Here is a 26,476-nt window from a genome sequence, read left to right on the forward strand (position 1 = left end):
AGGTTTAATTCAAATTAACCTTGTCTTTGCTTGTGGCGTGGATCAGTACAGATCACGCGTACAACACGATTACGACGAATCACTTTACAGTGACGGCAAATCTTCTTAACAGAAGGTTGAACTCGCATAATAAATTCCTTTCATTCCTTATTTTGCACGGAAAACAATACGTGCACGAGTTAAGTCATAAGGGGTCATCTCCACGGTAACTTTGTCACCAGGAGAAATTCTAATGTAATGCATGCGCATCTTACCCGAAATATGACCCAAAACCTCGTGGCCATTTTCCAAGCGAACTTTAAAGGTTGCGTTAGGCAACATCTCTAAAATTTCGCCTTGCATCTGAATGGTATCTTCCTTAGCCATTTTACTCTCTTATTATTTGCGTTTTAATGATGATTTTTTCATCAAATGTTCATACTGATGACTCATCATGTATGAAGCGATTTGCGTTCTGAAGTCCATGGTCACAACAACCATAATCAAGAGTGAGGTACCACCAAAATAGAATGGCACGTTCAAGCCTTGAGTTAAGAACTCAGGAATCAAACAAACAATAGTGATATACAAAGCACCAGCACCCGTCAAACGCAGAATGACCTTCTCGATGTATTTTGAGGTTTGCTCACCAGGACGAATCCCAGGAATAAAGGCACCGCTTTTTTTCAGGTTATCCGCTACTTCACGTGGGTTGAACACCAACGCAGTGTAGAAGAAACAGAAGAAAATGATGGCCGATGCAAACAACAAAATGTACAGCGGTTGACCATGCTGTAAATAACCGGCAGCTGTTTGAAGCCATGGAAGTGAATCAGACGACCCAAACCATTCCAGAATAGTAGTAGGGAACAAAATAATGCTCGAAGCAAAAATCGCTGGGATCACACCGGCCATATTTAATTTATAAGGCATGTGCGTGCTTTGACCTTGCATCACTTTATTACCAACTTGACGCTTTGCGTATTGCACTAAAACTTTTCGTTGACCGCTTTCAATGTACACGACCGCAAAAGTAATTAACAACGCGCCAACAATGATCAGCAACGCCACAATCAGTGACATAGAACCATTACTGGTTAGGGTTAACAACTGAGCAATGCCGCCTGGCACACCCGCTGCAATACCAGCACAAATGATCAAAGAAATACCATTGCCGATGCCTCGCTCGGTAATTTGCTCACCCAACCACATTAAGAACATGGTACCGGTAACCAAACACACCACGGTTGAAAGATAAAATTCAAACTGTGGCGCAATCACCAAACCTGGCTGTTGATACAAGAACACAGCAGAGCTGAAGCCTTGTACGGTGGCCAAGATGACGGTTGCAAAACGAGTATACTTGGTGATTTTTCTTCGACCTGCCTCACCCTCCTTCTTTAAGGCTTTTAAAGAAGGCATGATTTCAGACGCCAACTGAATAATAATCGACGCAGAAATATAAGGCATAATGCCGATTGCAAATACGGTAAAGCGTGACAACGAACCGCCTGAGAACATGTTTAACATGCCAAGCAGTCCATTATCAACGCTTTCAAAAAGCTTGGCTAACGCAATAGCATCAACACCAGGGACAGGAATATGTGCGCCGATGCGAAAAACGATTAATGCACCAATAAGGAAAATAATGCGTTTCTTTAAATCAGCAAACTTTGCCAATCCCGAAGTAGAAGTATTGTTAGCCACAGTATAAGCCTTTACTCAACCAAGCTGCCACCAGCTGCTTCGATAGCTGCTAGCGCGCCTTTGGTTGCTTTTAAACCAACCAATTTAACTGCTTTTTCAATGCTGCCAGAAGCAATCACTTTAACTGAAGTCACTTGAGCAGCCACGATACCGGCTTGCTTAAGGGCCAACAGATCGATTTCATCCAAAGGCAGTAAGTTGATTTCGCTCAAACGCACTTCAGCGTTAAAACGAGCAGTCATTGATCTAAAACCACGCTTAGGCAAACGACGTTGCAAAGGCATTTGACCGCCTTCAAAACCTACTTTGTGGAAACCACCAGAGCGGCTTTTTTGACCTTTATGGCCACGACCACAGGTTTTACCTAAGCCACTGCCGATACCACGACCCACGCGGCGAGCCGCATGTTTCGCACCATCAGCTGGCTGAATGGTATTCAAAAACATATTAGTCCTCTACTTTCAAAAGGTAGCTGATCTTGTTGATCATGCCACGATTTTCTGGAGTGTCCAATACTTCAACAGTTTGCTCACGGTGACGTAAACCCAAGCCACGAGCACAAGCGCGGTGAGATTGAATGCAACCAATCACGCTTTTTGCCAAAGTTACTTTAATGGTTTTAGTTTGCGTCATGATCAGCTCCCATAATGTCTTCAACAGTCAAACCACGTTTGGCTGCGATGTCAGAAGGAGTGTACAAGCGGCTCAAACCATCTAAGGTGGCGCGAACAATGTTGTAAGGGTTGGTAGAACCATGAACCTTAGCAGAAATGTTACGCACGCCCATGGCGTCAAATACTAGACGCATAGGACCACCGGCTTTAACGCCACTACCTTCGCGGGCTGGTTGCATCAACACTTTAGTGGCGCCGTGGCGACCAATAACTGCGTGATGAATCGTGCCGTTTTTCAAAGGAACTTTTACCATTTCGCGACGAGCTTGGTCCATCGCTTTTTGTACGGCTACAGGCACTTCTTTAGATTTGCCTTTACCCATACCGATGCGGCCATCGCCATCACCTACCACGGTCAATGCTGAGAACGCCATGATCCGGCCACCTTTAACTACTTTGGTAACACGGTTGACAGCAACCATCTTCTCAATTAAACCATCACCGCGATCATCAATTTCATGTTTTGCCATTATATGATCACTCCGAATTAGAAGCTTAGACCGTGCTCACGCGCGGCTTCAGCAAGTGCTTTTACACGACCATGGTATTTGAAACCAGAGCGATCAAACGCAACTTTTTCAACACCAACCGCTTTGGCTTTTTCAGCAATGCGTTGGCCCACAAACTGAGCAGCAGCAACGTTGCTACCAGACTTGATTTCACCCTTAACATCAGCTTCTTGAGTTGATGCTTGAGCCAAAACCTTGTCACCCTCAGCACTGATAATCTGAGCATAAATATGAGCATTAGTGCGGAATACACACAAACGGACCATATTGAGTTCCGCAATCTTGGCACGGGTTTTACGTGCGCGGCGGATCCTAGCAGTATTTTTATCCATTTTAAGGCCTCAATTATTTTTTCTTGGTTTCTTTCATTACAACCACTTCACCAGCGTAGCGAACACCCTTGCCTTTGTAAGGCTCTGGTGGACGGTAAGCGCGGATCTTGGCTGCAACTTGACCAACTTGTTGTTTGTCAGCACCTTTGATGACGATTTCTGTTTGAGACGGAGTCTCAGCAGTCACGCCTTCAGGCATGGCGTATACAAGCGGATGAGAGAAGCCCAAAGACAGGTTTAGGTTTTGACCTTCTGCCTTAGCGCGGTAACCCACACCAATCAATTGTAATTTTTTCTCAAAGCCTTGAGAAACGCCAGTAACCATGTTGTGCAACAAGGCACGTAAAGTACCAGACATAGCAAGCGCGTGCTTGCTGTCGTTAGCGGGTACAAAGGTCAATTCGTTGTTTTCCAAAGCGATGGTGACATCAGCACACAAGGTTTGAGTCATCTCGCCTTTTGCACCTTTAACAACCACGTCTGTAGGTGTGAATTTAACTTCAACACCAGAAGGAATAGACACTGGGTTTTTTGCTATGCGTGACATTTATTCCTCCTTAAGCAACGATACACAAAAGTTCGCCACCCACGCCGTTAGCACGTGCTTTACGGTCGGTCATCACACCTTTAGAGGTGGTCACGATCGCAATACCTAAGCCGTTCATCACGTTAGGGATTTGGGTAGAACCTTTATAAACACGTAAGCCTGGGCGAGATACACGTTGGATGCGCTCAATCACTGGGCGACCCATGTAGTATTTCAATTGCAAATCCAAAGATGGTTTTGCGTCAGCGCTTACAGCAAAATCTTCAATGTAGCCTTCTTCTTTCAAAACTTGTGCAATGGCTTTCTTCAATTTAGAAGCAGGCATAGACACGGTAGCTTTGTTCGCACGTTGTGCGTTACGAATACGGGTCAACATATCGGAAATAGGATCATGCATACTCATATTTTCTTCTCCTATTACCAGCTAGCTTTAACCACACCAGGAATTTCACCGCGCATAGAAATTTCGCGGATCTTGGTGCGGCCTAGGCCAAATTTACGGAACGTACCACGTGGACGACCTGTCAATGCGCAACGACGACGTTGGCGAACTGGCATAGCGTTACGAGGAATAGATTGTAATTTCAAACGTGCTTGGAAGTGCTCTTCAGGCGTCGCAGATGCGTCATTGATGACAGCAAAAATTGCTTCGCGTTTTGCTGCGTATTTCACAGCCAAAGTAGCGCGCTTCTTTTCACGGTTAATTAATGCAAGCTTAGCCATGATTAACCCTTAAATGGAAACTTGAACAGAGCCAATAAAGCTTTAGCTTCTGCATCAGTTTTAGCAGTTGTCGTAATAGTGATGTTCAAACCACGCAAAGCATCGATTTTATCGTATTCGATCTCTGGGAAAATGATTTGCTCACGCACACCCATGTTGAAGTTGCCACGGCCATCAAAAGATTTACCGTTCACGCCGCGGAAGTCGCGTACGCGTGGCAAAGCGATGGTGATCAAGCGGTCCAAAAATTCGTACATACGCTCACGACGCAAAGTTACTTTGCAGCCGATTGGGTAGAAGTCACGAATTTTAAAGCCAGCGATCGATTTACGAGCAACAGTCACAACAGGTTTTTGACCAGCAATCGCTTGCAAGTCGCCAACAGCGTGGTCCATTACTTTTTTATCGGCTACAGCTTCGCCCACACCCATGTTTAGGGTGATTTTGTCAATGCGAGGTACTTCCATGATTGATTTGTAGCCAAATTGCTTAATCATTTCAGGAACGACAGTCGCTTTGTAGAATTCATTTAAACGTGCCATTTTTTGCTCCTTTAAGCACTAACTCGCGCACCGTTAGATTTGAAGATGCGTACACGTTCTACGACTTTACCTTCTTCATTTCTAATTTCTTCGATGCCTACACGGTCAGCTTTTTTAGTTTCAGGGTTAAAAATAGCAACATTTGAAATGGCTACTGGCATGGTTTTGCTTACAATACCACCAGCAACATTATTCATAGGGTTTGGTTTTTGATGTTTTTTTACAACATTAACACCTTCAACCACAACTTTACCATCCAATACTTTGGTGACGTTGCCGGTTTTGCCCTTGTCTTTGCCAGTGATGACGATAACGTGATCGCCTTTAAGAAGTTTACGCATTCTTAGTTCCTCACTTAAAGCACTTCGGGTGCTAATGAAACGATTTTCATGAATCGTTCATTACGCAACTCGCGAGTTACAGGTCCAAAAATACGGGTACCGATAGGCTCTAGTTTGGTGTTCAACATTACCGCAGCATTGTTGTCAAACTTGATCAGAGCGCCATCAGGACGACGTACGCCCTTAGCGGTGCGAACAACAACAGCGTTCAGCACATCACCTTTTTTAACACGGCCTCGAGGAGCTGCATCTTTCACAGTCACCTTGATGATATCGCCAACTGAGGCATATCGACGTTTAGAGCCGCCAAGAACTTTGATGCACATCACACGGCGCGCACCAGAGTTATCAGCCACATCTAACATGGTCTGCATTTGAATCATTTGTGATTACCTTTCATCCAACTTAATTTACCCTTTTCAAATCAGCTGCTTAACGTCTTAAGCCCCTATAAATAAGGACATAAACGTGACGTCAGTCAAGCCATTCGAAACCTTGCGGTTCTAGTAAATCAGTCTTGGATCCCGATGGGAGAAAATACCCTCGTCAAAGAGACCGAGGGCATAGAAACGCGAAGTTTACAGTAAAATTTCTTTCAATGCAAGCTTCTAACTATTACACCTGACGTGCTTTTTCCACCAAGTTTGTCACAACCCAAGTTTTGGTTTTTGACACTGGACGGGTTTCAGCGATAACAACGATGTCGCCAGCGGCGTATTCATTGTTTTCGTCATGTGCATGGTGTTTGCTAGAACGACGGATGATTTTGCCATATAGTGGGTGTTTCACAGTACGTTCAACTAGTACCACTACGGTTTTGTCCATTTTGTCGCTAACTACTTTACCGGTTAAAGTGCGGACTGTTTTAGTATCGCTCATATTACGCAGCCTTTTCAGTTAAGATCGTTCTTACGCGCGCAATGTCACGACGAACTTTTTTCAGTTCACTGGTTTTAGCAAGCTGATTAGTCGCGTTTTGCATACGCAGTCCGAACTGGGCCTTCAACAAGCTCATTAACTCAACGTTAAGCTCATCGATAGATTTGGCTCGCAAGTCGGTTTTAAACTGTTTAGTTTTCATTTATTGACCCACCTGTCTTGTTACAAATACGGTTGGCAATGGCAATTTAGCAGCTGCCAATTTGAACGCTTCACGCGCCAAATCTTCAGACACGCCATCCATCTCATACAACATTTTACCTGGTTGAATTTCAGCCACGTAGTACTCAGGAGAACCTTTACCGCCACCCATACGTACTTCAGCAGGTTTTTCAGTAATTGGTTTGTCTGGGAATACGCGAATCCAAATACGACCACCACGTTTAATGTGACGAGTCATGGCACGACGAGCTGCCTCAATTTGGCGAGCGGTCAAACGACCACGGCCAGTTGATTTCAAGCCAAAGTCACCAAAGCTCACTTTATTACCGCGAGTAGCAATACCAGTATTGCGACCCTTATGTTGCTTACGATATTTTAGTCTAGTTGGCTGCAGCATTTCTACCACCTGCCTTTCTTTGTCTCTTCTGTGGCGCAGCTGGTTGAGCTACTTGGGCTTGATTAGGATTCCAATCGCCTTTGTATACCCAAACTTTAATGCCGATAATGCCGTATGTAGTCAATGCTTCGCTTGTGGCGTAATCTACGTCAGCACGTAGGGTATGCAAAGGCACGCGGCCTTCACGGTACCATTCGCTACGGGCGATTTCGATGCCGTTCAAACGACCTGAGCTCATGATTTTAATGCCTTTTGCACCAACGCGCATGGCGTTTTGCATAGAGCGTTTCATGGCGCGACGGAACATCACACGTTTTTCAAGTTGTGAAGCAATATTGTCAGCGATGATTTGTGCATCAATTTCAGGCTTACGAATTTCTTCGATGTTTACGTGCACAGGCACGCCTAATAATTTTTGCAAATCACGTTTCAATACTTCAATGTCCTCGCCTTTTTTGCCGATAACGACACCAGGGCGTGCACTGAAAATAGTAATACGAGCTGATTTAGCAGGACGCTCAATGACCACACGACCAACAGAAGCATTCGCCAAGCGTTTTTTCAAATAATCACGAACGTCGATGTCTTGCTTTAAGATCACTGGGAATTCAGAGCTCTTTGCAAACCATTTTGAGGTCCAGTTTTTATTTACGGCTAAACGAAAACCAGTAGGATTTACTTTTTGTCCCATTGTTTTTCCTTAATTGCCAACTGTCACACTGATGTGACAAGTTTGTTTTTCAATTTTGTTACCACGACCTTTTGCACGAGCCTGGAAGCGTTTTAAGCTCGGGCCTTTGTCAACAAAAATGGTAGCAACTTTAAGGGTATCAATGTCAGCGCCTTCGTTATGCTCAGCATTAGAAATCGCAGATTCCAATACTTTTTTAACCAATTGAGCCGCTTTTTTAGGGCTAAAGGTCAAAATTTGCAACGCTTGGTCAACATCTTTACCACGAATCAAATCAGCCACTAATCGTGCTTTTTGAGCAGAGATACGGGCGTTATTGTGTTTAGCAGAAACTCTCATCTTTTCACCTTATTTCTTTTTAGCTTTCTTGTCAGCCAAGTGGCCTTTGAAAGTACGTGTCAATGAGAACTCACCCAATTTATGACCAACCATGTTGTCGCTTACAAACACAGGCACGTGAGTACGGCCATTGTGTACAGCGATGGTTAAGCCAATAAAGTCAGGCAAAATGGTAGAACGACGTGACCAAGTCTTAATTGGGCGTTTGTCGTTGTTAGCACGTGCTGTATCAACTTTCTTTAGCAAGTGCAAGTCCACGTATGGACCTTTTTTCAGAGAACGAGCCATCTCAATTACCCTTTATTAGAAAAGCGACGACGAACAATCATGTTGTTTGTGCGTTTGTTGCGACGAGTGCGGAAGCCTTTAGCTGGCGTACCCCATGGGCTAACTGGCTCACGACCTTCGCCAGTTTTACCTTCACCACCACCGTGTGGGTGATCGACAGGGTTCATTACCACACCACGAACTGTTGGACGAATACCCTTCCAACGATTTGCGCCTGCTTTACCAATTTTACGTAGGCTTTGTTCTTCGTTGCTTACTTCACCAATAGTGGCGCGGCAATCAACGTGGATCTTACGGATCTCACCAGAACGCAAACGTAATTGAGCGTAAGCACCTTCGCGAGCCAATAGCATCGCAGAAGTACCGGCTGAACGAGCAATTTGCGCACCCTTACCAGGACGCATCTCGATACAGTGAATGGTGGTACCCACTGGGATGTTACGGATAGGCAAAGTGTTACCTACTTTAATCGCAGACTCAGCACCAGAAATCACTTTAGCGCCGGCTTTAATGCCACGAGGAGCAATGATGTAGCGACGTTCGCCGTCAGCATAGCAAAGCAAAGCGATGAATGCGGTACGGTTAGGATCGTATTCAATGCGTTCTACGGTTGCTGGAATGCCATCTTTGTTACGACGGAAGTCAACGATACGATAGTGGTGCTTGTGACCGCCGCCTTTATGGCGAACGGTGATGCGACCTTTATTGTTACGACCAGCATTGGATTTTTGTTTTTCCAATAGTGGTGCGTAAGGGGCGCCCTTATGCAAGTCGGGGTTTACGACACGAACCATGCCGCGGCGACCTGCGGAAGTGGGCTTCATTTTTACAATAGCCATTTTCTACTCCTTATTCCGCGCTAGCTGCAGCTGATTCTAAATCAAGCTCTTGGCCGTCAACTAAGCTTACATAAGCTTTTTTAACGTCATTACGCTTACCCATGTACTTACCAAAGCGTTTTGCTTTACCTTTGGTCAATGTTGTGGTCACGTTAGACACTTCAACACCGAACAATAGCTCAACAGCGGCTTTGATTTCAGGCTTAGTCGCGTTTGGCAATACTTTGAAAGTCACTTGATTGCGTTTTTCAGCCAACAAATTGCTCTTTTCAGAGACTACAGGAGCCAGAATCACCTGCATTAAACGTTCTTGATTCATACCCATTGCTCCTCTAACTGAGCAACTGCCTCTTTAGTCAAGATGACTTTTTTGTAACGCAATAGGCTGTAAGGATCCGCTTGATGCGCTTCCAAAACCATTACGTTAGGCAAGTTGCGTGAAGACAAATATAGGTTCTCATCAAGCTGTTTGGTCACAAACAATACCTGTTCCATACCTAGATTTTTCACTTGAGCAGCAAACTCTTTAGTTTTAGGAGTTTGTGCAGTCAATTCATCAATCACAAACAAACGTTCGTCACGTACCAATTGAGACAAGATTGCCGCAATACCAGCACGGTACATTTTACGATTCACTTTGTGTGAAAAGTTTTCGGTTGGTTTGTTAGGGAATGCACGACCACCGCCACGCCATACTGGAGACGAAGTCATACCAGCACGCGCACGGCCGGTACCTTTTTGACGCCAAGGTTTTTTGGTTGAATGCTTAACTTCCGCACGAGTCAACTGAGCACGGTTACCAGAACGAGCATTAGCCAAGAAGGCTTGTACTAGTTGGTGAACCAAAGCTTCGTTGTAATCGCGAGAAAATAGGGCGTCAGAAGCAACCATGCTGCCAGATACTTGACCTTGAGCATTAATAACTTGTAATTCCATTACGCACCTGCTTTCACACTTTGACGAACAACAACATCACTGTTTTTAGCACCAGGCACAGCGCCTTTAACTAATAGCAAATGACGTTCTGCGTCTACACGAACCACTTCAAGGCACTGTACGGTTGACTGAGTGTTACCATATTGACCAGCCATGCGTTTACCCTTGAATACGCGACCTGGGTCTTGGGCTTGACCAATAGAACCAGGCACACGGTGAGACAAAGAGTTACCGTGTGAGTTGCGTTGGCCATGGAAGTTATGGCGTTTAATGGTACCAGAGAAGCCTTTACCTTTAGTGGTGCCGGTAATGTCTACTAGTTGGCCTTCAGCAAAAGCAGCAACGGTTAATTCGTCACCCACTTTTAATTCTGCCAATTGAGCTTCAGTAATCACAAATTCGATTGAGCCACGGCCAGCTTCAACACCGGCTTTAGCAAAGTGACCAGCTTCAGCTTTGGTCACACGATTTGCTTTCTTAGCACCAAAGGTAACTTGTACGGCTTGATAGCCGTCAGTATCTTTGGATTTTAACTGCGTAACGCGATTCGCAGACATGTCTAGAACAGTCACAGGGATAGAAACACCATCCTCAGTGAAAATTCGAGTCATGCCGACTTTGCGTCCGACTAGACCTAATGTCATGTTTATTTCCTTAGTGAGGCGCCAATTACGATTGATCGGCTTTTAAAACAAAACGAACTCAGCACACAAAATATGTACTGAGTTCGCGAGGATAACACAATTTCAAATGTTGAATCAAGAATATAATGCTTCTTAACCCAACATTCTCAATTACTGTACCTTAATTTCAACATCCACGCCTGCTGGCAGATCCAATTTCATCAACGCGTCGGTGGTCTTGTCAGTCCAATCAACAATGTCCATCAAGCGTAAGTGAGTGCGGATTTCCAACTGTTCGCGTGATTTTTTGTTCACGTGTGGTGAACGCAAAATGTCGAAACGTTCGATTTTAGTAGGCAAAGGGATTGGGCCCTTAACCACAGCACCGGTACGTTTAGCAGTTTCAACGATCTCTTCAGCAGAGCGGTCGATCAAGTTGTAGTCATAAGCTTTTAGGCGAATGCGAATTTTTTGGGTTTTCATCTATTCGTCCTAAAATTAAGCAATAATGCTGGCAACAACGCCGGCGCCAACGGTACGACCACCTTCGCGAATCGCGAAACGTAGACCATCTTCCATAGCGATCGGAGCGATCAATTCTACAGTCACGCCAACGTTTTCACCTGGCATAACCATTTCAACGCCTTCACCTAAAGTAACCGCGCCGGTTACGTCAGTAGTACGGAAGTAGAACTGTGGACGGTAGTTAGCAAAGAATGGGGTGTGACGACCGCCCTCTTCTTTAGACAACACGTACACTTCAGCAGCAAACTTGGTGTGAGGCGTAATAGTACCTGGCTTAGCCAAAACTTGACCGCGGTCTACGTCTTCACGTTTGGTACCACGTAGCAATACACCTACGTTGTCGCCGGCTTGACCTTGATCCAACAACTTACGGAACATTTCAACGCCAGTACAAGTGGTTTTAGCAGTGTCTTTCAAGCCAACGATTTCTAGCTCGTCACCCACGTTTACAATACCACGTTCGATACGACCAGTTACCACGGTACCACGGCCAGAAATTGAGAACACGTCTTCAATTGGCAATAGGAATGGCTTGTCTACAGCACGTTCTGGAGTAGGAATGTAAGCATCTAATTGGTCAGCCAAAGCAAAAATTGCTGGCTCGCCGATGTCAGATTGGTCACCTTCCAAAGCTTTAAGTGCAGAACCTTTAACAACAGGAATGTCGTCGCCAGGGAAGTCGTAGCTAGACAATAGCTCACGGATTTCCATTTCAACCAATTCCAACAACTCTTCGTCGTCAACCATGTCGCATTTGTTCATGAATACGATGATGTAAGGAACGCCAACTTGACGAGCCAACAAGATGTGTTCACGAGTTTGTGGCATAGGGCCATCAGCTGCTGAACATACCAAGATCGCGCCGTCCATTTGAGCCGCACCGGTAATCATGTTTTTAACATAGTCGGCGTGACCTGGACAGTCTACGTGAGCGTAGTGGCGAGTATCAGTTTCGTATTCAACGTGTGAAGTGCTAATGGTAATACCACGGGCTTTTTCTTCAGGAGCGTTGTCAATTTGATCGTAAGCGCGTGCAGCACCACCGAATTTTTTAGACAAAATTGTGGTCAATGCAGCAGTTAGAGTGGTTTTACCATGGTCAACGTGACCAATTGTACCAACGTTTACGTGCGGTTTATTCCGCTCGAATTTTTCTTTAGCCATTATGCTAATTCCTTAAATAAAGATCGATAAAAGAACGATGCTGCCCGACCTCAGTCAGGCAGCTATAGGGATATTACTTTTTCTTTTCCATGACTTTTTCAACGATATGTGAAGGTGCTTCAGCATAACGTTTGAATACCATGGTGTAGATCGCACGACCTTGAGTCAATGAACGAAGTGCAGTGGCGTAGCCAAACATTTCAGACAAAAGCACTTCCGCACGAACAATCTTACCGCCAATACCGTCATCATCCATACCTTGAATGATACCGCGACGGCTAGACAAGTCACCCATTACGTCACCCATGTAATCTTCAGGGGTTTCTACTTCTACGGCCATCATAGGCTCTAGAAGGGCTGGGCTGGCTTTACGCATACCGTCTTTAAAGGCCATAGAACCGGCCAACTCAAACGCCAATTGCGAAGAGTCAACGTCATGGTAAGAACCAAAGATCAAGCGAATGCGTACGTCTACTACTGGGTAACCAGCAACCACACCGTTTGACAAGGTGTCACGAATACCTTTATCAACAGAAGGGATGAATTCGCGAGGAATCACACCACCTTTAATTTCATCGATAAACTCGTAACCTGCACCACCTGGCTCCATAGGCTCAAGTTTGATCACAACGTGACCGTACTGACCTTTACCACCAGATTGTTTGGCGTGTTTCGCTTCAGACTCAACTTCTTTACGAATGGTTTCGCGGTAAGCCACTTGAGGCGCACCCACACCACACTCAACGCCGAATTCACGACGCATACGATCAATCAAGATCTCTAAGTGCAATTCACCCATGCCTGAAATAATGGTTTCGCCAGATTCTTCATCTGAACGCACGCGGAATGAAGGGTCTTCTTTAGCAAGACGATTCAAGGCCACGCCCATTTTTTCTTGGTCGGCTTTGGTTTTAGGTTCAACGGCCACGTGAATTACTGGCTCAGGGAATTCCATACGCTCCAAGATGATCGGTGCATCTTCTGCACACAAAGTCTCACCAGTGGTCACGTCTTTCAAACCGATCACGGCAGCGATGTCACCAGCGCGCACTTCTTCAATCTCTTCACGGTCGTTGGCTTTCATTTGCACCAAACGGCCAATACGCTCGCGCGTACCTTTTACAGAGTTGGTTACGGTGTCGCCTGATTTAACCATGCCTGAGTAAACACGAATAAACGTCAATTGACCCACGAACTTGTCGTTCATCAATTTAAACGCCAATGCAGAGAATTTCTCAGCATCGTCGGCTTTACGGCTAACTTTTTCACCTTTAGGGTTTTCACCAGCTACAGGTGGAATGTCTAGTGGGCTAGGCAAGTATTCAACAACTGCATCCAACATACGTTGAACACCTTTGTTTTTAAATGCAGAACCGCACAATACAGGTTGGATTTCGCAAGCCAAAGTACGTTTACGCAATGCGTCAACGATTTCTTCTTCGGTCAAGGCTTCGCCGCCCAAATATTTTTCCATCAGCTCTTCGCTGGCTTCAGCCGCAGCTTCAACCATGTTTTCACGCCATTCGTTGGCAGTGTCTACTAGGTCAGCAGGGATTTCACCATATTCGAACTTCATGCCTTGAGACGCTTCATCCCAAATAATGGCTTTCATGTTCAACAAATCAACCACGCCTTGGAAACCATCTTCAGCACCAATCGGCACCACTACAGGTACTGGATTTGCGCGTAGACGGGTTTTCATTTGCTCAACGGCACGGAAGAAGTTGGCGCCTTGACGGTCCATCTTGTTCACGAAGGCCAAGCGAGGCACTTTGTATTTGTTAGCCTGACGCCATACGGTTTCAGACTGAGGTTGCACACCACCCACAGCACAGTAAACCATCACGGCGCCGTCCAATACACGCATAGAACGCTCTACTTCAATCGTAAAGTCAACGTGGCCTGGGGTGTCAATGATGTTCATACGGTGAGACGGGAACTGGTGCGACATACCGCTCCAGAAGGTGGTCACAGCAGCAGAAGTAATGGTAATACCGCGCTCTTGCTCTTGTTCCATCCAGTCGGTCGTTGCAGAACCTTCGTGGGTTTCACCCAGCTTATGGTTCATACCGGTGTAGAACAAAATACGTTCTGAAGTCGTTGTTTTACCAGCGTCAATATGGGCACTAATACCGATGTTACGGTACAAATTAATGGGGGTTTTACGAGCCACAATAATTGCCTTTTCTTTGTTAGTTTAGAAGCGGAAGTGAGAGAAGGCTTTGTTGGCTTCAGCCATACGGTGCACTTCTTCACGTTTTTTGATGGCGCCGCCGCGACCTTCAGCCGCATCTAGCAACTCACCAGCTAAACGTAAATCCATTGATTTCTCACCACGCTTACGGGCTGCATCACGCAACCAGCGCATAGACAAAGCAAGACGACGTGCAGGACGAACCTCAACAGGAACTTGATAGTTGGCACCACCGACACGACGGCTTTTAACTTCAACGATAGGCTTAGCGTTAGCAATAGCAGCGTTAAATACTTCGATTGGCTCTTTGCCAGCTTTTTTAGCGATCTGTTCTAAAGCACCGTAGATGATGCGTTCAGCAACAGATTTTTTGCCGTCAATCATCACAACGTTCATGAATTTTGACAACTCTTGGCTACCAAATTTTGGATCTGGTAGGACGTCACGTTTGGGGACTTCTCTGCGTCTTGGCATGATATTTTCCTTAATTCTATTCAGTTGAGCACTGTTGCTCAAAAACGTCTAAAAAGACATTCACTTACTCGACAGCGAAGCGCTGCCTACACTGCCAATCCTTACTTAGGACGCTTAGCACCGTATTTAGAGCGAGATTGTTTACGATCTTTAACACCGGCAGTGTCCAAAGAACCGCGAACGGTATGGTAACGTACACCAGGTAAGTCTTTTACACGACCACCGCGGATCAATACCACGCTGTGCTCTTGTAGGTTATGGCCTTCACCACCGATGTATGAAATCACTTCAAAACCGTTGGTCAAGCGAACTTTACATACTTTACGTAGTGCAGAGTTAGGTTTTTTAGGGGTAGTGGTGTATACGCGAGTGCACACGCCACGTTTTTGAGGGCAAGCCTCTAGTGCAGGCACTTTGTTCGGGTAAACCGGAACTTTGCGACCTTTACGCACTAATTGGTTAATTGTAGGCATTTATTTTCGTTCCTATTGAGAATAACTTACTGACACCATGCCAGTAAGCCCGATATTGTAGTTTCTATTCAAGATACAGTCAATACAAAAAGGTGCAATATCAAGAAACTACCCTTGATACTGCACCTTTTAGACAACGCCCGCTGCGTACTGCGGGCCCGTCTCGAATTACCCTAGCTGTTCTGGCTGCTCTTGTGCTGTGGCCACTTGCGCTGCCAAACCTTGGCGTTTGCGGTGGTAGCTTAAGCCAGTACCAGCAGGAATCAAACGACCCACGATTACGTTCTCTTTCAGACCACGTAAATCATCGCGTTTGCCCATGATGGCGGCTTCGGTCAAGACACGCGTGGTCTCTTGGAACGATGCAGCAGAAATGAAGGAGTCGGTAGACAATGACGCTTTGGTAATACCCAATAAGATATTTTCATAACGTGCTGGCTGCTTGTCTTCAGCTTCCATCTTCTCGTTCGCCATCACTACTTCAGCGCGCTCTACCTGTTCACCGGTAATAAACTCAGTGTCACCTGAATCAGCAATATGGACACGACGCAACATTTGGCGAATGATCACTTCAATGTGCTTGTCACTAATCTTCACGCCTTGCAAACGGTACACTTCTTGTACTTCTTGCACGATGTAACGAGTCAATGACTCAATGCCTTGCAAACGCAGAATGTCGTGTGGGTCTACTGCACCGTCAACGATCATTTCACCTTGGTTCACCACTTGGCCATCATGCACCAAAATGTTTTTCTCTTTTGGCACCAATGATTCATGGGCGCTGCCGTCTAGATCAGTGATGATCAAACGCTGCTTGCCTTTGGTGTCTTTACCGAACGATACGGTACCGGTGACTTCGGCCAACATACCGGCGTCTTTCGGTACACGGGCTTCGAACAATTCAGCCACGCGTGGTAGACCACCGGTAATGTCACGGGTCTTGGTGCTCTCTTGCGGGATACGCGCCAATACGTCGCCTTTACCAATGTCTTGGCCATCACGTACGGTAATCACCGCACCCAATGGGAAGGCCATAGACACGGCGGTGTCAGAGCCAGCATTACGCACTTCGTTGCCATCAGCATCCAACAGTTTCACGGTTGGGCGCAATAGCTTAGATTGCGCAGCAGAGCGACGTTTGGTGTCAATCACCACCAGGGTAGACAGACCAGTCACATCGTCGGTTTGTTTCGCTACGGTCACGCCTTCTTCGACGTTTTCAAAGCGAATCTTACCTTCGTGCTCGGTAATCATTGGACGGGTGTGTGGATCCCACGTGGCCAATACTTGGCCCGCTTTCACTTCAGTACCGTCTTGAACCATCAACATCGCGCCGTAAGGCACTTTATGACGCTCACGCTCACGACCAATGTCGTCGTGAATCACGATTTCTGAAGAACGACCAATCACCACCAGGCCACCTTTATTGTTGGCTACATAGCGCATTTGGCTAGAGAAACGAACGGTACCGTTCGATTTCACTTCCACTTGGCTCGCAGCAGCAGAACGAGACGCCGCACCACCAATATGGAACGTACGCATGGTCAGCTGAGTACCTGGCTCACCAATTGACTGGGCGGCAATCACGCCCACGGCCTCACCTGAGTTCACGCGCTTACCGCGGGCCAAGTCACGACCGTAACATTGGGCACACAAGCCGTAGCGTGTTTTACAGGTAATTGGGGTACGAATTTTCACTTCGTCCAAACCGGCGCGGTCAATGATGTCTACAGACGCTTCGTCCATCAAAGTGCCTGCCTCAACAATGGTTTCACCCGTGCTTGGCTCAACCACGTCAACGGCCAATACACGACCTAAAATACGGTCACGCAGCGGCTCAATCACGTCACCACCTTGAACCACAGCCTTCATGATGAAGCCGTCAGAGGTACCGCAATCGTCTTCGATTACCACCAAGTCTTGGGTCACGTCTACTAGACGACGCGTCAAGTAACCTGAGTTAGCCGTTTTCAATGCCGTATCCGCCAAACCTTTACGCGCACCGTGAGTGGAAATAAAGTATTGTAGAACCGTTAGGCCTTCACGGAAGTTCGAGGTAATTGGGGTTTCAATAATCGAACCGTCTGGTTTCGCCATCAAGCCACGCATACCGGCTAGCTGTTTAATCTGGGCCACAGAACCACGGGCGCCAGAGTCGGCCATCATGTAAATCGAGTTAAATGACTCTTGATCCACTTCGTTACCGTCGCGGTCGATGGTTTTTTGCACCGATAGTTCATCCATCATCGCCTTAGCGATCTTGTCGCCGGTACGACCCCAGATGTCCACCACTTTATTGTAGCGCTCACCCTGAGTCACCAGGCCTTGACGGTACTGCTCTTCAATTTCTTTAACTTCGGTCTTAGCTTCATCCAACAAGGTGTATTTTTTCTCTGGCACTTGCATGTCGTCCACGCAAATAGAGATACCACCGCGGGTAGAGTAGGCAAAACCGGTGTACATCAAGTGGTCAGCAAAGATCACGGTGTCGCGGATGCCACATAGGCGGAACGACGCATTGATCAAGCGTGAAATTTCTTTTTTCTTCAGCGCACGGTTCACCAGTTCAAACGGCAAGCCTTTAGGCAAGATGTCTGATAGCAAAGCACGGCCAACGGTGGTTTCGTAGCGATTCACCACTGGCACGAATTCGCCTTGATCGTCTTTACGGTATTCTTTAATCCGCACGGTGATCTTGGTGGCCAATTCTACTTGGCGGGTTTCGTAGGCGCGGTGTACTTCTTTCACGTCGGCGAATAAAGAGCCTTCGCCTGGCGCGTTGATGCGCTCACGCGTCATGTAGTACAGGCCCAACACGATGTCTTGAGAAGGCACAATGATTGGCTCGCCGTTGGCAGGAGACAATACGTTGTTAGAGGCCAACATCAAGGTGCGTGCTTCCATTTGCGCTTCTAATGATAGAGGCACGTGTACCGCCATTTGGTCACCGTCAAAGTCGGCGTTAAATGCGGCACAAACCAAAGGATGCAGCTGAATCGCTTTACCTTCAATCAGAATCGGTTCAAACGCCTGAATACCCAAACGGTGCAAGGTTGGTGCACGGTTCAATAGGATTGGGTGTTCGCGAATCACGTCTTCCAAGATGTCCCATACTTCTGGCACTTCTTGTTCAACTAATTTTTTAGCAGCCTTAATAGTCGTTGCCAAGCCCAACACTTCCAATTTATGGAAAATGAAAGGTTTAAACAGCTCTAGCGCCATTTTTTTAGGTAGACCACATTGATGCAGACGCAGGTAAGGACCCACGGTAATCACGGAACGACCAGAGTAGTCCACACGTTTACCCAGCAAGTTCTGACGGAAACGACCGCCCTTACCTTTAATCATGTCAGCCAATGATTTCAATGGACGCTTATTGGCGCCGGTCATGGCTTTACCGCGACGGCCGTTGTCCAATAGTGAATCCACAGCTTCTTGCAACATGCGTTTTTCGTTACGCACGATGATGTCTGGTGCATGCAACTCTAACAAACGTTTTAGACGGTTGTTACGGTTGATCACACGACGGTATAGATCGTTCAAGTCAGACGTGGCGAAACGACCACCGTCTAGCGGCACCAATGGGCGTAGATCAGGCGGCAATACTGGCAACACGTCTAGAATCATCCAATCAGGCTTCATGCCTGAACGTTGGAAGGCTTCCAATACTTTAAGACGTTTGGCGATTTTTTTGATCTTGGCATCAGAGTTGGTTGATTCCAACTCTTGGCGCAAGGTTTCGATTTCGCCAGGAATGTCTAGGGTACGCAACAAGTCGCGAATGCCTTCGGCGCCCATAAAGGCTTCGAATTCTTCACCAAACTCATCTAATTTATTGTAGTAATCTTCTTCAGTCAGCAACTGACGACGCTGTAGCGTGGTCATGCCAGGCTCGGTCACCACAAACGCTTCAAAGTACAGAACGCGCTCGATGTCACGCAAGGTCATGTCCAACACCATGCCCAAACGAGACGGTAGTGATTTCAAGAACCAAATGTGGGCAACGGGAGACGCTAGGTCGATGTGGCCCATGCGCTCACGGCGAACCTTAGACAAGGTGACTTCAACGCCACATTTCTCACAGGTCACGCCTTTAAATTTCAAACGTTTGTACTTACCGCACAAACATTCGTAGTCTTTTACTGGGCCGAAAATTTTGGCACAGAAAAGGCCGTCACGCTCAGGCTTGAACGTACGGTAGTTAATGGTTTCAGGTTTTTTGACCTCACCGTAAGACCATGAACGAATGGTCTCTGGTGACGCGATGCCGATCTTGATGGCATCAAATTCGTCGTCCGCGCCCGCTAGTTGCGTCGGGTTAAACAAATCTAACAATGCTTTCATGTTTTGCTCCGGGGTGCGTGTCCCCTGCTCGCTGATTCAGCCAGCAGGGGTCATTGTCTATTAATAACGTTCTAGGTCGATGTCCAAACCAAGTGAGCGAATCTCTTTCACCAACACGTTGAATGATTCAGGCATGCCGGCATCAATTTTGTGCTCACCTTTCACAATGTTTTCGTACATTTTGGTACGACCAGTGACGTCATCCGATTTCACCGTTAACATTTCTTGTAGGGTGTAAGACGCACCGTATGCCTCTAGTGCCCACACCTCCATCTCACCAAAACGCTGACCACCGAACTGTGCTTTACCACCCAACGGCTGCTGCGTCACCAAGCTGTAAGGACCGGTTGAACGAGCATGCATCTTCTCGTCTACCAAGTGATGCAGTTTCAAGTAATGCATCACGCCCACGGTCACAGGACGGTCAAACGCTTCGCCTGAACGACCATCGTATAGGGTCACTTGGGTGTTGGTTGGGTTAAAGCCCAATTTTTCCACTTCTGGATCGGCATCAGGGTAAGCCAGTTTCAGCATTTGCTTGATTTCAGGCTCATCGGCACCGTCAAACACAGGAGACGCAAACGTCGCACCCTTGCGTAGGTTTTCGGCCAAGTGCATGATTTCAGCGTCGGTAAAGCCATCTAGCTGCTCTTTATGACCGGTGCTGTTGTACAACTGCTCTAGGAAGGCGCGCATGTCTTTGGCCTGCTCTTGACGAATCAACATCTCGTCAATGCGGCGACCAATACCCTTCGCGGCCCAACCCAAATGCACTTCTAGAATCTGACCAATGTTCATCCGGCTCGGTACGCCCAGCGGGTTCAAGACGATGTCGACGGTGCGGCCATCGGCCATATACGGCATGTCTTCCACTGGCAAGATGCGAGAAACCACACCTTTGTTACCGTGTCGACCGGCCATCTTGTCACCAGACTGCAAGCGACGTTTAATGGCGATGAACACTTTAACCATTTTCTGAACGCCAGGCTGCAATTCGTCACCCTGGGTCAGTTTTTTCTTCTTCAATTCGTATTTGGCATCGAATTCTTCATGTTTCAATGACAGGCTAGACTTCATCAATTCTAATTGACGGGCTAGGTCTTCATCGGCCATGCGAATGTCGAACCAATCGTGTTGCGTTGGCAAACCTTCCAAGTAGTCCTTGGTGATTTCAGTGCCTTTGGCTAAGCGTTTAGGCCCACCGTTGGCAACTTTACCCACGATCATGCGCTCGATACGGCTAAAGGCGTCGTTAGAGAAAATACGCAGCTGGTCGCTCAAGTCTTTGCGGTAGCGTTTTAGCTCTGCATCGATGATGGACTGAGCGCGCTCGTCACGATCAATGCCTTCGCGGGTGAAGACCTGAACGTCGATCACGGTACCGCTCATGCCGGTAGGCATGCGCAATGAGGTGTCTTTCACGTCAGAGGCTTTTTCACCGAAAATCGCCCGCAATAGCTTTTCTTCAGGCGTCAGCTGAGTTTCGCCTTTAGGCGTTACTTTACCCACCAGAACGTCACCGGCTTCTACTTCAGCGCCAATGTGAACAATACCGGCTTCATCCAAACGACCTTGCATGCGCTCAGACAGGTTCGGAATGTCGCGGGTAATCTCTTCAGCACCCAGCTTGGTGTCACGCGCCACCACGTTCAATTCTTCGATGTGGATCGAGGTGTAGCGGTCTTCTGCCACCACGCGCTCGTTGATCAAGATCGAGTCCTCGAAGTTGTAACCGTTCCAAGGCATAAAGGCGATGGTCATGTTTTGACCCAATGCCAATTCACCTAGGTCGGTTGAGGCACCGTCGGCCAACACGTCGCCGCGTTGAACGATGTCACCGGTTTTCACCACGGGACGTTGGTTAATGTTGGTGCTTTGGTTAGAGCGGGTAAATTTGATCAAGTTGTAGATGTCTACACCCACTTCACCAGCAGTCGCTTCATCATCATGAACGCGAATCACCACTCGGCTGGCGTCTACTTGCTCAACCACACCACCGCGGTCTGCGATCACTGCTGTACCCGAGTCAATCGCTACAGAGCGTTCGATACCGGTACCCACCATTGGTTTTTCAGGACGCAAGCAAGGCACGGCTTGACGTTGCATGTTGGCGCCCATCAAGGCACGGTTGGCGTCGTCGTGTTCTAGGAACGGAATCAAGGAAGCCGCTACCGACACCACTTGGCCGGTGGCCACGTCCATGTACTGAACGCGATCAGGGGTAGACAAGATGGTCTCGCCTTTTTCGCGACAGGTCACCAATTCGTCGATCAATTTACCGCTGTCGTCTAAGCCTGCGTTCGCCTGTGCAATCACATAGCGGCCTTCTTCAATCGCAGACAAATAGTCGATTTCCATGGTGACTTTTTGATCCACCACGCGACGGTATGGGGTTTCTAGGAAACCGTATTCGTTGGTACGGGCATACACAGACAAAGAGTTGATCAAACCAATGTTTGGACCCTCTGGCGTTTCAATCGGACACACGCGGCCGTAATGCGTTGGGTGTACGTCACGTACCTCAAAGCCTGCACGCTCACGCGTCAAACCACCAGGGCCAAGCGCCGATACACGGCGTTTGTGGGTGATTTCAGACAATGGGTTGGTTTGGTCCATAAACTGTGACAGTTGGCTAGAACCAAAGAATTCTTTAATCGCAGCGCTCACAGGCTTGGCGTTGATCAAGTCGTGAGGCATCAGGTTTTCAGAGTCGGCTTGATTCAAGCGCTCTTTCACCGCACGTTCCACGCGAGCCAAACCGGCACGGAATTGGTTTTCGGCCAACTCACCCACTGAACGCACGCGACGGTTACCTAAGTGGTCAATGTCATCAATGTCGCCACGGCCGTTACGCAATTCAACCAAGGTGGCGATCGTCACCACGATGTCTTCAACGGTCAACACGCCAATGGCTTTGCTTTCGTAGTCAGCAAAGGTAATGCTCAGCATATTCTTAAACCAGTCGGCGGTTTTAGGATCCAGCTTTTGCTCATAGGTGCGGGTGTTGAACTTCATGCGGCCTACGCGTGACAGGTCGTATGAGTCTTCACTGAAGAACAGGCGGTTAAACAATTGTTCAACGGCATCTTCAGTAGGCGGCTCACCAGGGCGCATCATGCGGTAAATGGCCACACGTGCACTTAATTGGTCAGAGGTTTCATCGGTACGCAAGGTGTGCGCGATGTAGCCACCGTGATCCAATTCGTTCACGTAGAGGGTATCAATACGTTTCACGCCATGAATGTCTAACTTCGCCAATAATTCTTCGGTGATTTCTTGGTTGGCGCTGGCCAGTACTTCGCCAGTGTCTTTCAAGATCACGTCTTTGGCCAAGATTTTGCCCAATAGGTTTTCTGGGTCCACGTCTAGACGCGTGATTTCAGCATTTTGAATGTCACGCACGTGCTTGGCGGTAATGCGTTTGCCTTTGGCAATCACCAAGGTGCCGTCTTTGGCGACGATGTCTTCTTTAGCCACATCACCTTTAATGCGATCCGCCACCAACTCTACTTGAACGCCTTTTTTCGACAAGTGGAAAACTTCAGTGTCGTAGAACATGGTCAAAATTTGTTCGGCAGTATAGCCCAACGCTTTCAACAGAATGCTCACCGGCATCTTACGACGACGGTCAATACGGAAGTACAACAAGTCTTTGGCGTCAAACTCAAAGTCCAACCATGAACCACGGTAAGGAATCACGCGGGCAGAGAACAATAGTTTGCCTGACGAATGTGATTTACCACGGTCGTGTTCAAAGAACACGCCAGGCGAACGGTGTAGCTGAGACACGATGACGCGCTCAGTACCATTAATCACAAACGAGCCATTAGGGGTCATCAACGGAATTTCACCCATGTACACTTCGTTTTCACGCACTTCTTTAACCACAGGCTTAGATGAATCTTTATCAAGAATCACCAAACGAATGCGGGCGCGAAGCGGCGCTGCGTAAGTGATGCCGCGCATCTGACATTCTTGGATGTCAAACGCCACGTCACCCAGTACATAATGGACAAACTCTAGACGAGCGTAACCATTGTGGCTGGTAATGGGAAAAATCGATGAAAAGGCTGCTTGAAGACCGCGGTCTTCACGCTGATCGAATGGAGTACCAAGCTGCAAAAAGTCAGAGTATGAATCTAACTGGGTTGCCAATAGAAAAGGAACATCTAGAACATTGGCCCGTTTTGCGAAGCTTTTACGGATACGCTTTTTCTCGGTGAAAGAATAACTCATAGAGTCTCCATTAAGGTGATGTTTTTGCTAGCAATTAACAATAAACACTTGATTCATTAAAAATTAAATGCTTATAGGTAATAACCATTACAGAAGCGAAAGAAGGCCGGCAGTAAAAACTGCCAGCCTATCAAGCATTAATTATGCTTATTTTACTTCAACTTTAGCACCAGCTTCAGTCAATTGTTTTGCAACGTCGTCAGCTTCAGCTTTAGACACAGCTTCTTTAACTGCTTTAGGTGCGCCGTCTACCAAGTCTTTAGCGTCTTTTAGACCCAAACCGGTAATAGCACGAACCACTTTAATCACGCTTACTTTGTTGTCGCCAGCAGCAGCCAAGATCACGTCGAACTCGGTTTGCTCTTCAGCGGCAGCAGCGCCACCAGCAGCAGCGCCACCAGCAACAGCCATAGCGGCAGCAGAAACGCCAAATTTTTCTTCGAACGCTTTAACCAAGTCGTTCAATTCCATTACAGTTAGGGTACCAACTGCTTCTAAGATGTCTTCTTTAGTAATAGCCATGCTATCAAACTCCTAATATACTAATATAAAATATTTGTTCAAACGATGTTGGTTTAAGCAGCTTCTGCTTCGTTTTTGGCTGCCAAAGCGGCCAAGCCACGTGCAAAGCCTGATACAGGCGCTTGCATAACCCAAAGCAATTTCGACAACAATTCTTCTTGGCTTGGGATAGAGGCCAACTCAGTTACCTGAGCTAGATCTAGCAAATCACCATTGTAAGAACCGGCTTTAATTACAATTTTATCGTCTGTTTTTGAGAACTGATGTAATACCTTTGCAGCAGCAACTGGATCTTCTGATACTGCGTATACCAACGGACCGGTCATTTGGTCTGCTAGTGCAGCAAAAGAAGTGCCTTCAACTGCGCGACGTACCAAAGTGTTTTTCAGAACGCGTAAAAATACGCCTTCTTCACGAGCTTTAGCGCGTAGAACAGTCATGCTGCCAACACTGATACCACGGTACTCGGCAATCACCATAGTTTGAGCATTGGTTAAATGTTCACCAATTTCTACTACGGCTGCCTTTTTGGCTTCAATATTGAGACTCAAGGTCTACCTCCTACTGTTATCGAAAGAAACTCTATCAGAGCTTCACTTCACTTCAGAGCGGTAACCTAAGAAAAGACACTTACAAGCTTGGCTTGTTCATTATTCTCTCGGGAACTACCGTCTGCGTAGGGCTCTTGCGAAATTAAACCTGACGGCCCCTACGGTCTTGGACAACTACCTGGACTGGCCAGATAGCCCAATAGGCAGCCTCTTATAAAAGAAGCCGCCCATATTCTTTAGTTGTTGATGCTACCAGTGTCAACACGCACGCCTAAACCCATGGTGCTAGAAACGGCAACTTTTTTCAAGTATTGGCCTTTAGCAGCAGCTGGTTTGGCTTTGATCAACGCGTCTAGCAAGGCGTTGAAGTTTTCACGTAGGTCGGCTTCAGAGAAAGAAGCGCGGCCCAAAGTGGCGTGAATAATACCGGCTTTATCAGTACGGTATTGAACTTGACCGGCTTTAGCGTTTTTAACCGCTTCAGCAACGTTAGGCGTTACGGTGCCCACTTTAGGGTTAGGCATCAAGCCACGTGGGCCCAAGATGGTACCCAATTGACCAACGATACGCATCGCGTCTGGAGAAGCAATCACGATGTCGAAGTCCATGTTACCGGCTTTAATGTCGGCAGCTAGGTCTTCAAAACCAACAACGTCAGCACCAGCAGCTTTAGCCAACTCAACGTTTGCGCCTTGAGTGAACACGGCTACGCGAGTGGTTTTACCAGTGCCTTTAGGCAATACAACAGAACCACGAATCACTTGGTCAGATTTACGTGGGTCAACGCCCAAGTTAACAGACACGTCGATTGATTCGTCGAACTTAGCGGTTGCAGCCGCTTTAACCAAGGTCAAAGCTTCGTCAACAGCGTAAAATTTGTTTGCATCAACGGTTTCGCGAAGCGCTTTTAAACGTTTAGAAATCTTAGCCATTTACACGCCCTCCACTTTCAAACCCATTGAACGAGCAGTACCGGCAATAATGCGTACGGCAGCGTCCATATCAGCAGCAGTCAAATCAGGTTGTTTTGCTTTTGCAATTTCTTCCAATTGAGCGCGGCTTACTTTACCTACTTTGTCGGTCAAAGGACGTGCACTGCCTTTGGCCACGCCGGCAGCTTTTTTAAGCAACACGGCAGCAGGAGGGGTTTTCATCACGAAGGTGAATGATTTGTCAGCAAATGCAGTAATCACAACAGGTACTGGTAGACCAGGTTCCATGCCTTGAGTTTGTGCATTAAATGCTTTACAAAATTCCATAATGTTCAAACCACGTTGACCCAAAGCAGGGCCTACGGGTGGAGAAGGATTCGCTTTACCAGCTGGAATCTGTAGTTTGATGTAACCTACAATTTTTTTAGCCACAATAATACTCCAATAAACGGGTCAAACGCAGTATTCACTGCTCCCCAAAAAGAAAGTCAAT

The 26,476-nt window shown here is 47.0% G+C and carries 33 protein-coding genes and 1 pseudogene; all 34 read right to left on the reverse strand.

Annotation, left to right across the window (positions count from 1 at the left end):
• Window positions 1-14: 14 nt before the first annotated feature.
• Window positions 15-128, reverse strand: a complete 114-nt coding sequence (gene rpmJ, locus AB8Q18_13275; protein ID XDZ51132.1) for a 50S ribosomal protein L36 — start codon at window positions 126-128, stop codon at window positions 15-17.
• A gap of 19 nt (window positions 129-147) precedes the next feature.
• A complete protein-coding gene (gene infA, locus AB8Q18_13280) occupies window positions 148-366 on the reverse strand; it encodes a translation initiation factor IF-1 (GenBank protein XDZ51133.1) in 219 nt (72 codons plus the stop codon).
• 12 nt (window positions 367-378) lie between these two features.
• The gene (secY, locus tag AB8Q18_13285) at window positions 379-1,686 is read right to left on the reverse strand and encodes a preprotein translocase subunit SecY (GenBank protein XDZ51134.1); all 1,308 of its coding nucleotides are present in this window, start codon (window positions 1,684-1,686) and stop codon (window positions 379-381) included.
• 11 nt (window positions 1,687-1,697) lie between these two features.
• Window positions 1,698-2,132, reverse strand: a complete 435-nt coding sequence (gene rplO / locus AB8Q18_13290; GenBank protein XDZ51135.1) for a 50S ribosomal protein L15 — start codon at window positions 2,130-2,132, stop codon at window positions 1,698-1,700.
• Between the two features lies 1 nt (window position 2,133).
• Window positions 2,134-2,319 (reverse strand): 50S ribosomal protein L30, encoded by a 186-nt coding sequence (rpmD, locus tag AB8Q18_13295; GenBank protein ID XDZ51136.1) that lies wholly within the window; start codon window positions 2,317-2,319, stop codon window positions 2,134-2,136.
• Entirely contained in the window at window positions 2,306-2,830 is a 525-nt protein-coding gene (rpsE, locus tag AB8Q18_13300; protein ID XDZ51137.1) for a 30S ribosomal protein S5, read from the reverse strand. Before rpsE ends, rpmD begins: the two co-directional genes overlap by 14 nt.
• Window positions 2,831-2,847: 17 nt before the next feature.
• Window positions 2,848-3,201 (reverse strand): 50S ribosomal protein L18, encoded by a 354-nt coding sequence (rplR, locus tag AB8Q18_13305; protein XDZ51138.1) that lies wholly within the window; start codon window positions 3,199-3,201, stop codon window positions 2,848-2,850.
• A 13-nt stretch (window positions 3,202-3,214) separates the two neighbouring features.
• Complete coding sequence (gene rplF / locus AB8Q18_13310) at window positions 3,215-3,748, reverse strand: 50S ribosomal protein L6 (protein XDZ51139.1); 534 nt, start codon at window positions 3,746-3,748, stop codon at window positions 3,215-3,217.
• A gap of 10 nt (window positions 3,749-3,758) precedes the next feature.
• The gene (gene rpsH / locus AB8Q18_13315) at window positions 3,759-4,151 is read right to left on the reverse strand and encodes a 30S ribosomal protein S8 (GenBank protein ID XDZ51140.1); all 393 of its coding nucleotides are present in this window, start codon (window positions 4,149-4,151) and stop codon (window positions 3,759-3,761) included.
• A 14-nt stretch (window positions 4,152-4,165) separates the two neighbouring features.
• Window positions 4,166-4,471 (reverse strand): 30S ribosomal protein S14, encoded by a 306-nt coding sequence (gene rpsN, locus AB8Q18_13320; protein XDZ51141.1) that lies wholly within the window; start codon window positions 4,469-4,471, stop codon window positions 4,166-4,168.
• Between the two features lie 2 nt (window positions 4,472-4,473).
• Window positions 4,474-5,013 carry a 50S ribosomal protein L5 gene (gene rplE / locus AB8Q18_13325; protein XDZ51142.1) on the reverse strand — a complete coding sequence of 180 codons (540 nt, stop codon included), beginning with the start codon at window positions 5,011-5,013 and terminating at the stop codon, window positions 4,474-4,476.
• A gap of 11 nt (window positions 5,014-5,024) precedes the next feature.
• The gene (gene rplX, locus AB8Q18_13330; protein ID XDZ51143.1) at window positions 5,025-5,354 is read right to left on the reverse strand and encodes a 50S ribosomal protein L24; all 330 of its coding nucleotides are present in this window, start codon (window positions 5,352-5,354) and stop codon (window positions 5,025-5,027) included.
• Between the two features lie 14 nt (window positions 5,355-5,368).
• The gene (gene rplN / locus AB8Q18_13335) at window positions 5,369-5,737 is read right to left on the reverse strand and encodes a 50S ribosomal protein L14 (protein ID XDZ51144.1); all 369 of its coding nucleotides are present in this window, start codon (window positions 5,735-5,737) and stop codon (window positions 5,369-5,371) included.
• 232 nt (window positions 5,738-5,969) lie between these two features.
• On the reverse strand, window positions 5,970-6,233 hold the full coding sequence (gene rpsQ / locus AB8Q18_13340) for a 30S ribosomal protein S17 (GenBank protein XDZ51145.1): 264 nt from the start codon (window positions 6,231-6,233) through the stop codon (window positions 5,970-5,972).
• A gap of 1 nt (window position 6,234) precedes the next feature.
• Window positions 6,235-6,435: a 50S ribosomal protein L29 gene (gene rpmC, locus AB8Q18_13345; protein ID XDZ51146.1), complete on the reverse strand. Its 201-nt coding sequence runs from the start codon at window positions 6,433-6,435 to the stop codon at window positions 6,235-6,237.
• Window positions 6,436-6,852: a 50S ribosomal protein L16 gene (gene rplP, locus AB8Q18_13350; GenBank protein ID XDZ51147.1), complete on the reverse strand. Its 417-nt coding sequence runs from the start codon at window positions 6,850-6,852 to the stop codon at window positions 6,436-6,438.
• Window positions 6,836-7,543, reverse strand: a complete 708-nt coding sequence (gene rpsC / locus AB8Q18_13355) for a 30S ribosomal protein S3 (GenBank protein XDZ51148.1) — start codon at window positions 7,541-7,543, stop codon at window positions 6,836-6,838. Before rpsC ends, rplP begins: the two co-directional genes overlap by 17 nt.
• A 9-nt stretch (window positions 7,544-7,552) precedes the next feature.
• Window positions 7,553-7,882, reverse strand: a complete 330-nt coding sequence (gene rplV, locus AB8Q18_13360; protein ID XDZ51149.1) for a 50S ribosomal protein L22 — start codon at window positions 7,880-7,882, stop codon at window positions 7,553-7,555.
• A gap of 9 nt (window positions 7,883-7,891) precedes the next feature.
• A complete protein-coding gene (rpsS, locus tag AB8Q18_13365; GenBank protein ID XDZ51150.1) occupies window positions 7,892-8,170 on the reverse strand; it encodes a 30S ribosomal protein S19 in 279 nt (92 codons plus the stop codon).
• A 5-nt stretch (window positions 8,171-8,175) separates the two neighbouring features.
• Window positions 8,176-9,009 carry a 50S ribosomal protein L2 gene (gene rplB, locus AB8Q18_13370; protein XDZ51151.1) on the reverse strand — a complete coding sequence of 278 codons (834 nt, stop codon included), beginning with the start codon at window positions 9,007-9,009 and terminating at the stop codon, window positions 8,176-8,178.
• Between the two features lie 10 nt (window positions 9,010-9,019).
• Window positions 9,020-9,328 (reverse strand): 50S ribosomal protein L23, encoded by a 309-nt coding sequence (gene rplW, locus AB8Q18_13375; protein XDZ51152.1) that lies wholly within the window; start codon window positions 9,326-9,328, stop codon window positions 9,020-9,022.
• Window positions 9,325-9,945 (reverse strand): 50S ribosomal protein L4, encoded by a 621-nt coding sequence (gene rplD / locus AB8Q18_13380; GenBank protein ID XDZ51153.1) that lies wholly within the window; start codon window positions 9,943-9,945, stop codon window positions 9,325-9,327. Before rplD ends, rplW begins: the two co-directional genes overlap by 4 nt.
• Window positions 9,945-10,589, reverse strand: a complete 645-nt coding sequence (gene rplC, locus AB8Q18_13385; protein XDZ51154.1) for a 50S ribosomal protein L3 — start codon at window positions 10,587-10,589, stop codon at window positions 9,945-9,947. The genes rplD and rplC overlap by 1 nt, the downstream gene beginning before the upstream one ends.
• Before the next feature lie 150 nt (window positions 10,590-10,739).
• Window positions 10,740-11,051 (reverse strand): 30S ribosomal protein S10, encoded by a 312-nt coding sequence (rpsJ, locus tag AB8Q18_13390; protein XDZ51155.1) that lies wholly within the window; start codon window positions 11,049-11,051, stop codon window positions 10,740-10,742.
• A gap of 15 nt (window positions 11,052-11,066) precedes the next feature.
• Complete coding sequence (tuf, locus tag AB8Q18_13395) at window positions 11,067-12,257, reverse strand: elongation factor Tu (protein ID XDZ51156.1); 1,191 nt, start codon at window positions 12,255-12,257, stop codon at window positions 11,067-11,069.
• A gap of 73 nt (window positions 12,258-12,330) precedes the next feature.
• Window positions 12,331-14,430, reverse strand: coding sequence for an elongation factor G (gene fusA / locus AB8Q18_13400; GenBank protein ID XDZ51157.1), 2,100 nt, complete (start codon window positions 14,428-14,430; stop codon window positions 12,331-12,333).
• Window positions 14,431-14,454: 24 nt separating this feature from the next.
• Window positions 14,455-14,925 carry a 30S ribosomal protein S7 gene (gene rpsG, locus AB8Q18_13405; GenBank protein ID XDZ51158.1) on the reverse strand — a complete coding sequence of 157 codons (471 nt, stop codon included), beginning with the start codon at window positions 14,923-14,925 and terminating at the stop codon, window positions 14,455-14,457.
• 101 nt (window positions 14,926-15,026) lie between these two features.
• Window positions 15,027-15,398 (reverse strand): 30S ribosomal protein S12, encoded by a 372-nt coding sequence (rpsL, locus tag AB8Q18_13410; GenBank protein XDZ51159.1) that lies wholly within the window; start codon window positions 15,396-15,398, stop codon window positions 15,027-15,029.
• A 231-nt stretch (window positions 15,399-15,629) separates the two neighbouring features.
• Window positions 15,630-19,742, reverse strand: a pseudogene (gene rpoC / locus AB8Q18_13415) (DNA-directed RNA polymerase subunit beta').
• Window positions 19,743-19,802: 60 nt separating this feature from the next.
• A complete protein-coding gene (rpoB, locus tag AB8Q18_13420) occupies window positions 19,803-23,978 on the reverse strand; it encodes a DNA-directed RNA polymerase subunit beta (protein XDZ51160.1) in 4,176 nt (1,391 codons plus the stop codon).
• Window positions 23,979-24,125: 147 nt separating this feature from the next.
• Window positions 24,126-24,500: a 50S ribosomal protein L7/L12 gene (gene rplL / locus AB8Q18_13425; protein ID XDZ51161.1), complete on the reverse strand. Its 375-nt coding sequence runs from the start codon at window positions 24,498-24,500 to the stop codon at window positions 24,126-24,128.
• 53 nt (window positions 24,501-24,553) lie between these two features.
• Window positions 24,554-25,051, reverse strand: coding sequence for a 50S ribosomal protein L10 (gene rplJ, locus AB8Q18_13430; GenBank protein ID XDZ51162.1), 498 nt, complete (start codon window positions 25,049-25,051; stop codon window positions 24,554-24,556).
• A 236-nt stretch (window positions 25,052-25,287) separates the two neighbouring features.
• Window positions 25,288-25,983, reverse strand: coding sequence for a 50S ribosomal protein L1 (rplA, locus tag AB8Q18_13435; GenBank protein XDZ51163.1), 696 nt, complete (start codon window positions 25,981-25,983; stop codon window positions 25,288-25,290).
• On the reverse strand, window positions 25,984-26,415 hold the full coding sequence (gene rplK, locus AB8Q18_13440) for a 50S ribosomal protein L11 (GenBank protein ID XDZ51164.1): 432 nt from the start codon (window positions 26,413-26,415) through the stop codon (window positions 25,984-25,986).
• Window positions 26,416-26,476: the final 61 nt, after the last annotated feature.

The organism is Neisseriaceae bacterium CLB008 (genome assembly GCA_041228285.1).
In the GTDB taxonomy this organism is placed as follows: domain Bacteria; phylum Pseudomonadota; class Gammaproteobacteria; order Burkholderiales; family Neisseriaceae; genus JAGNPU01.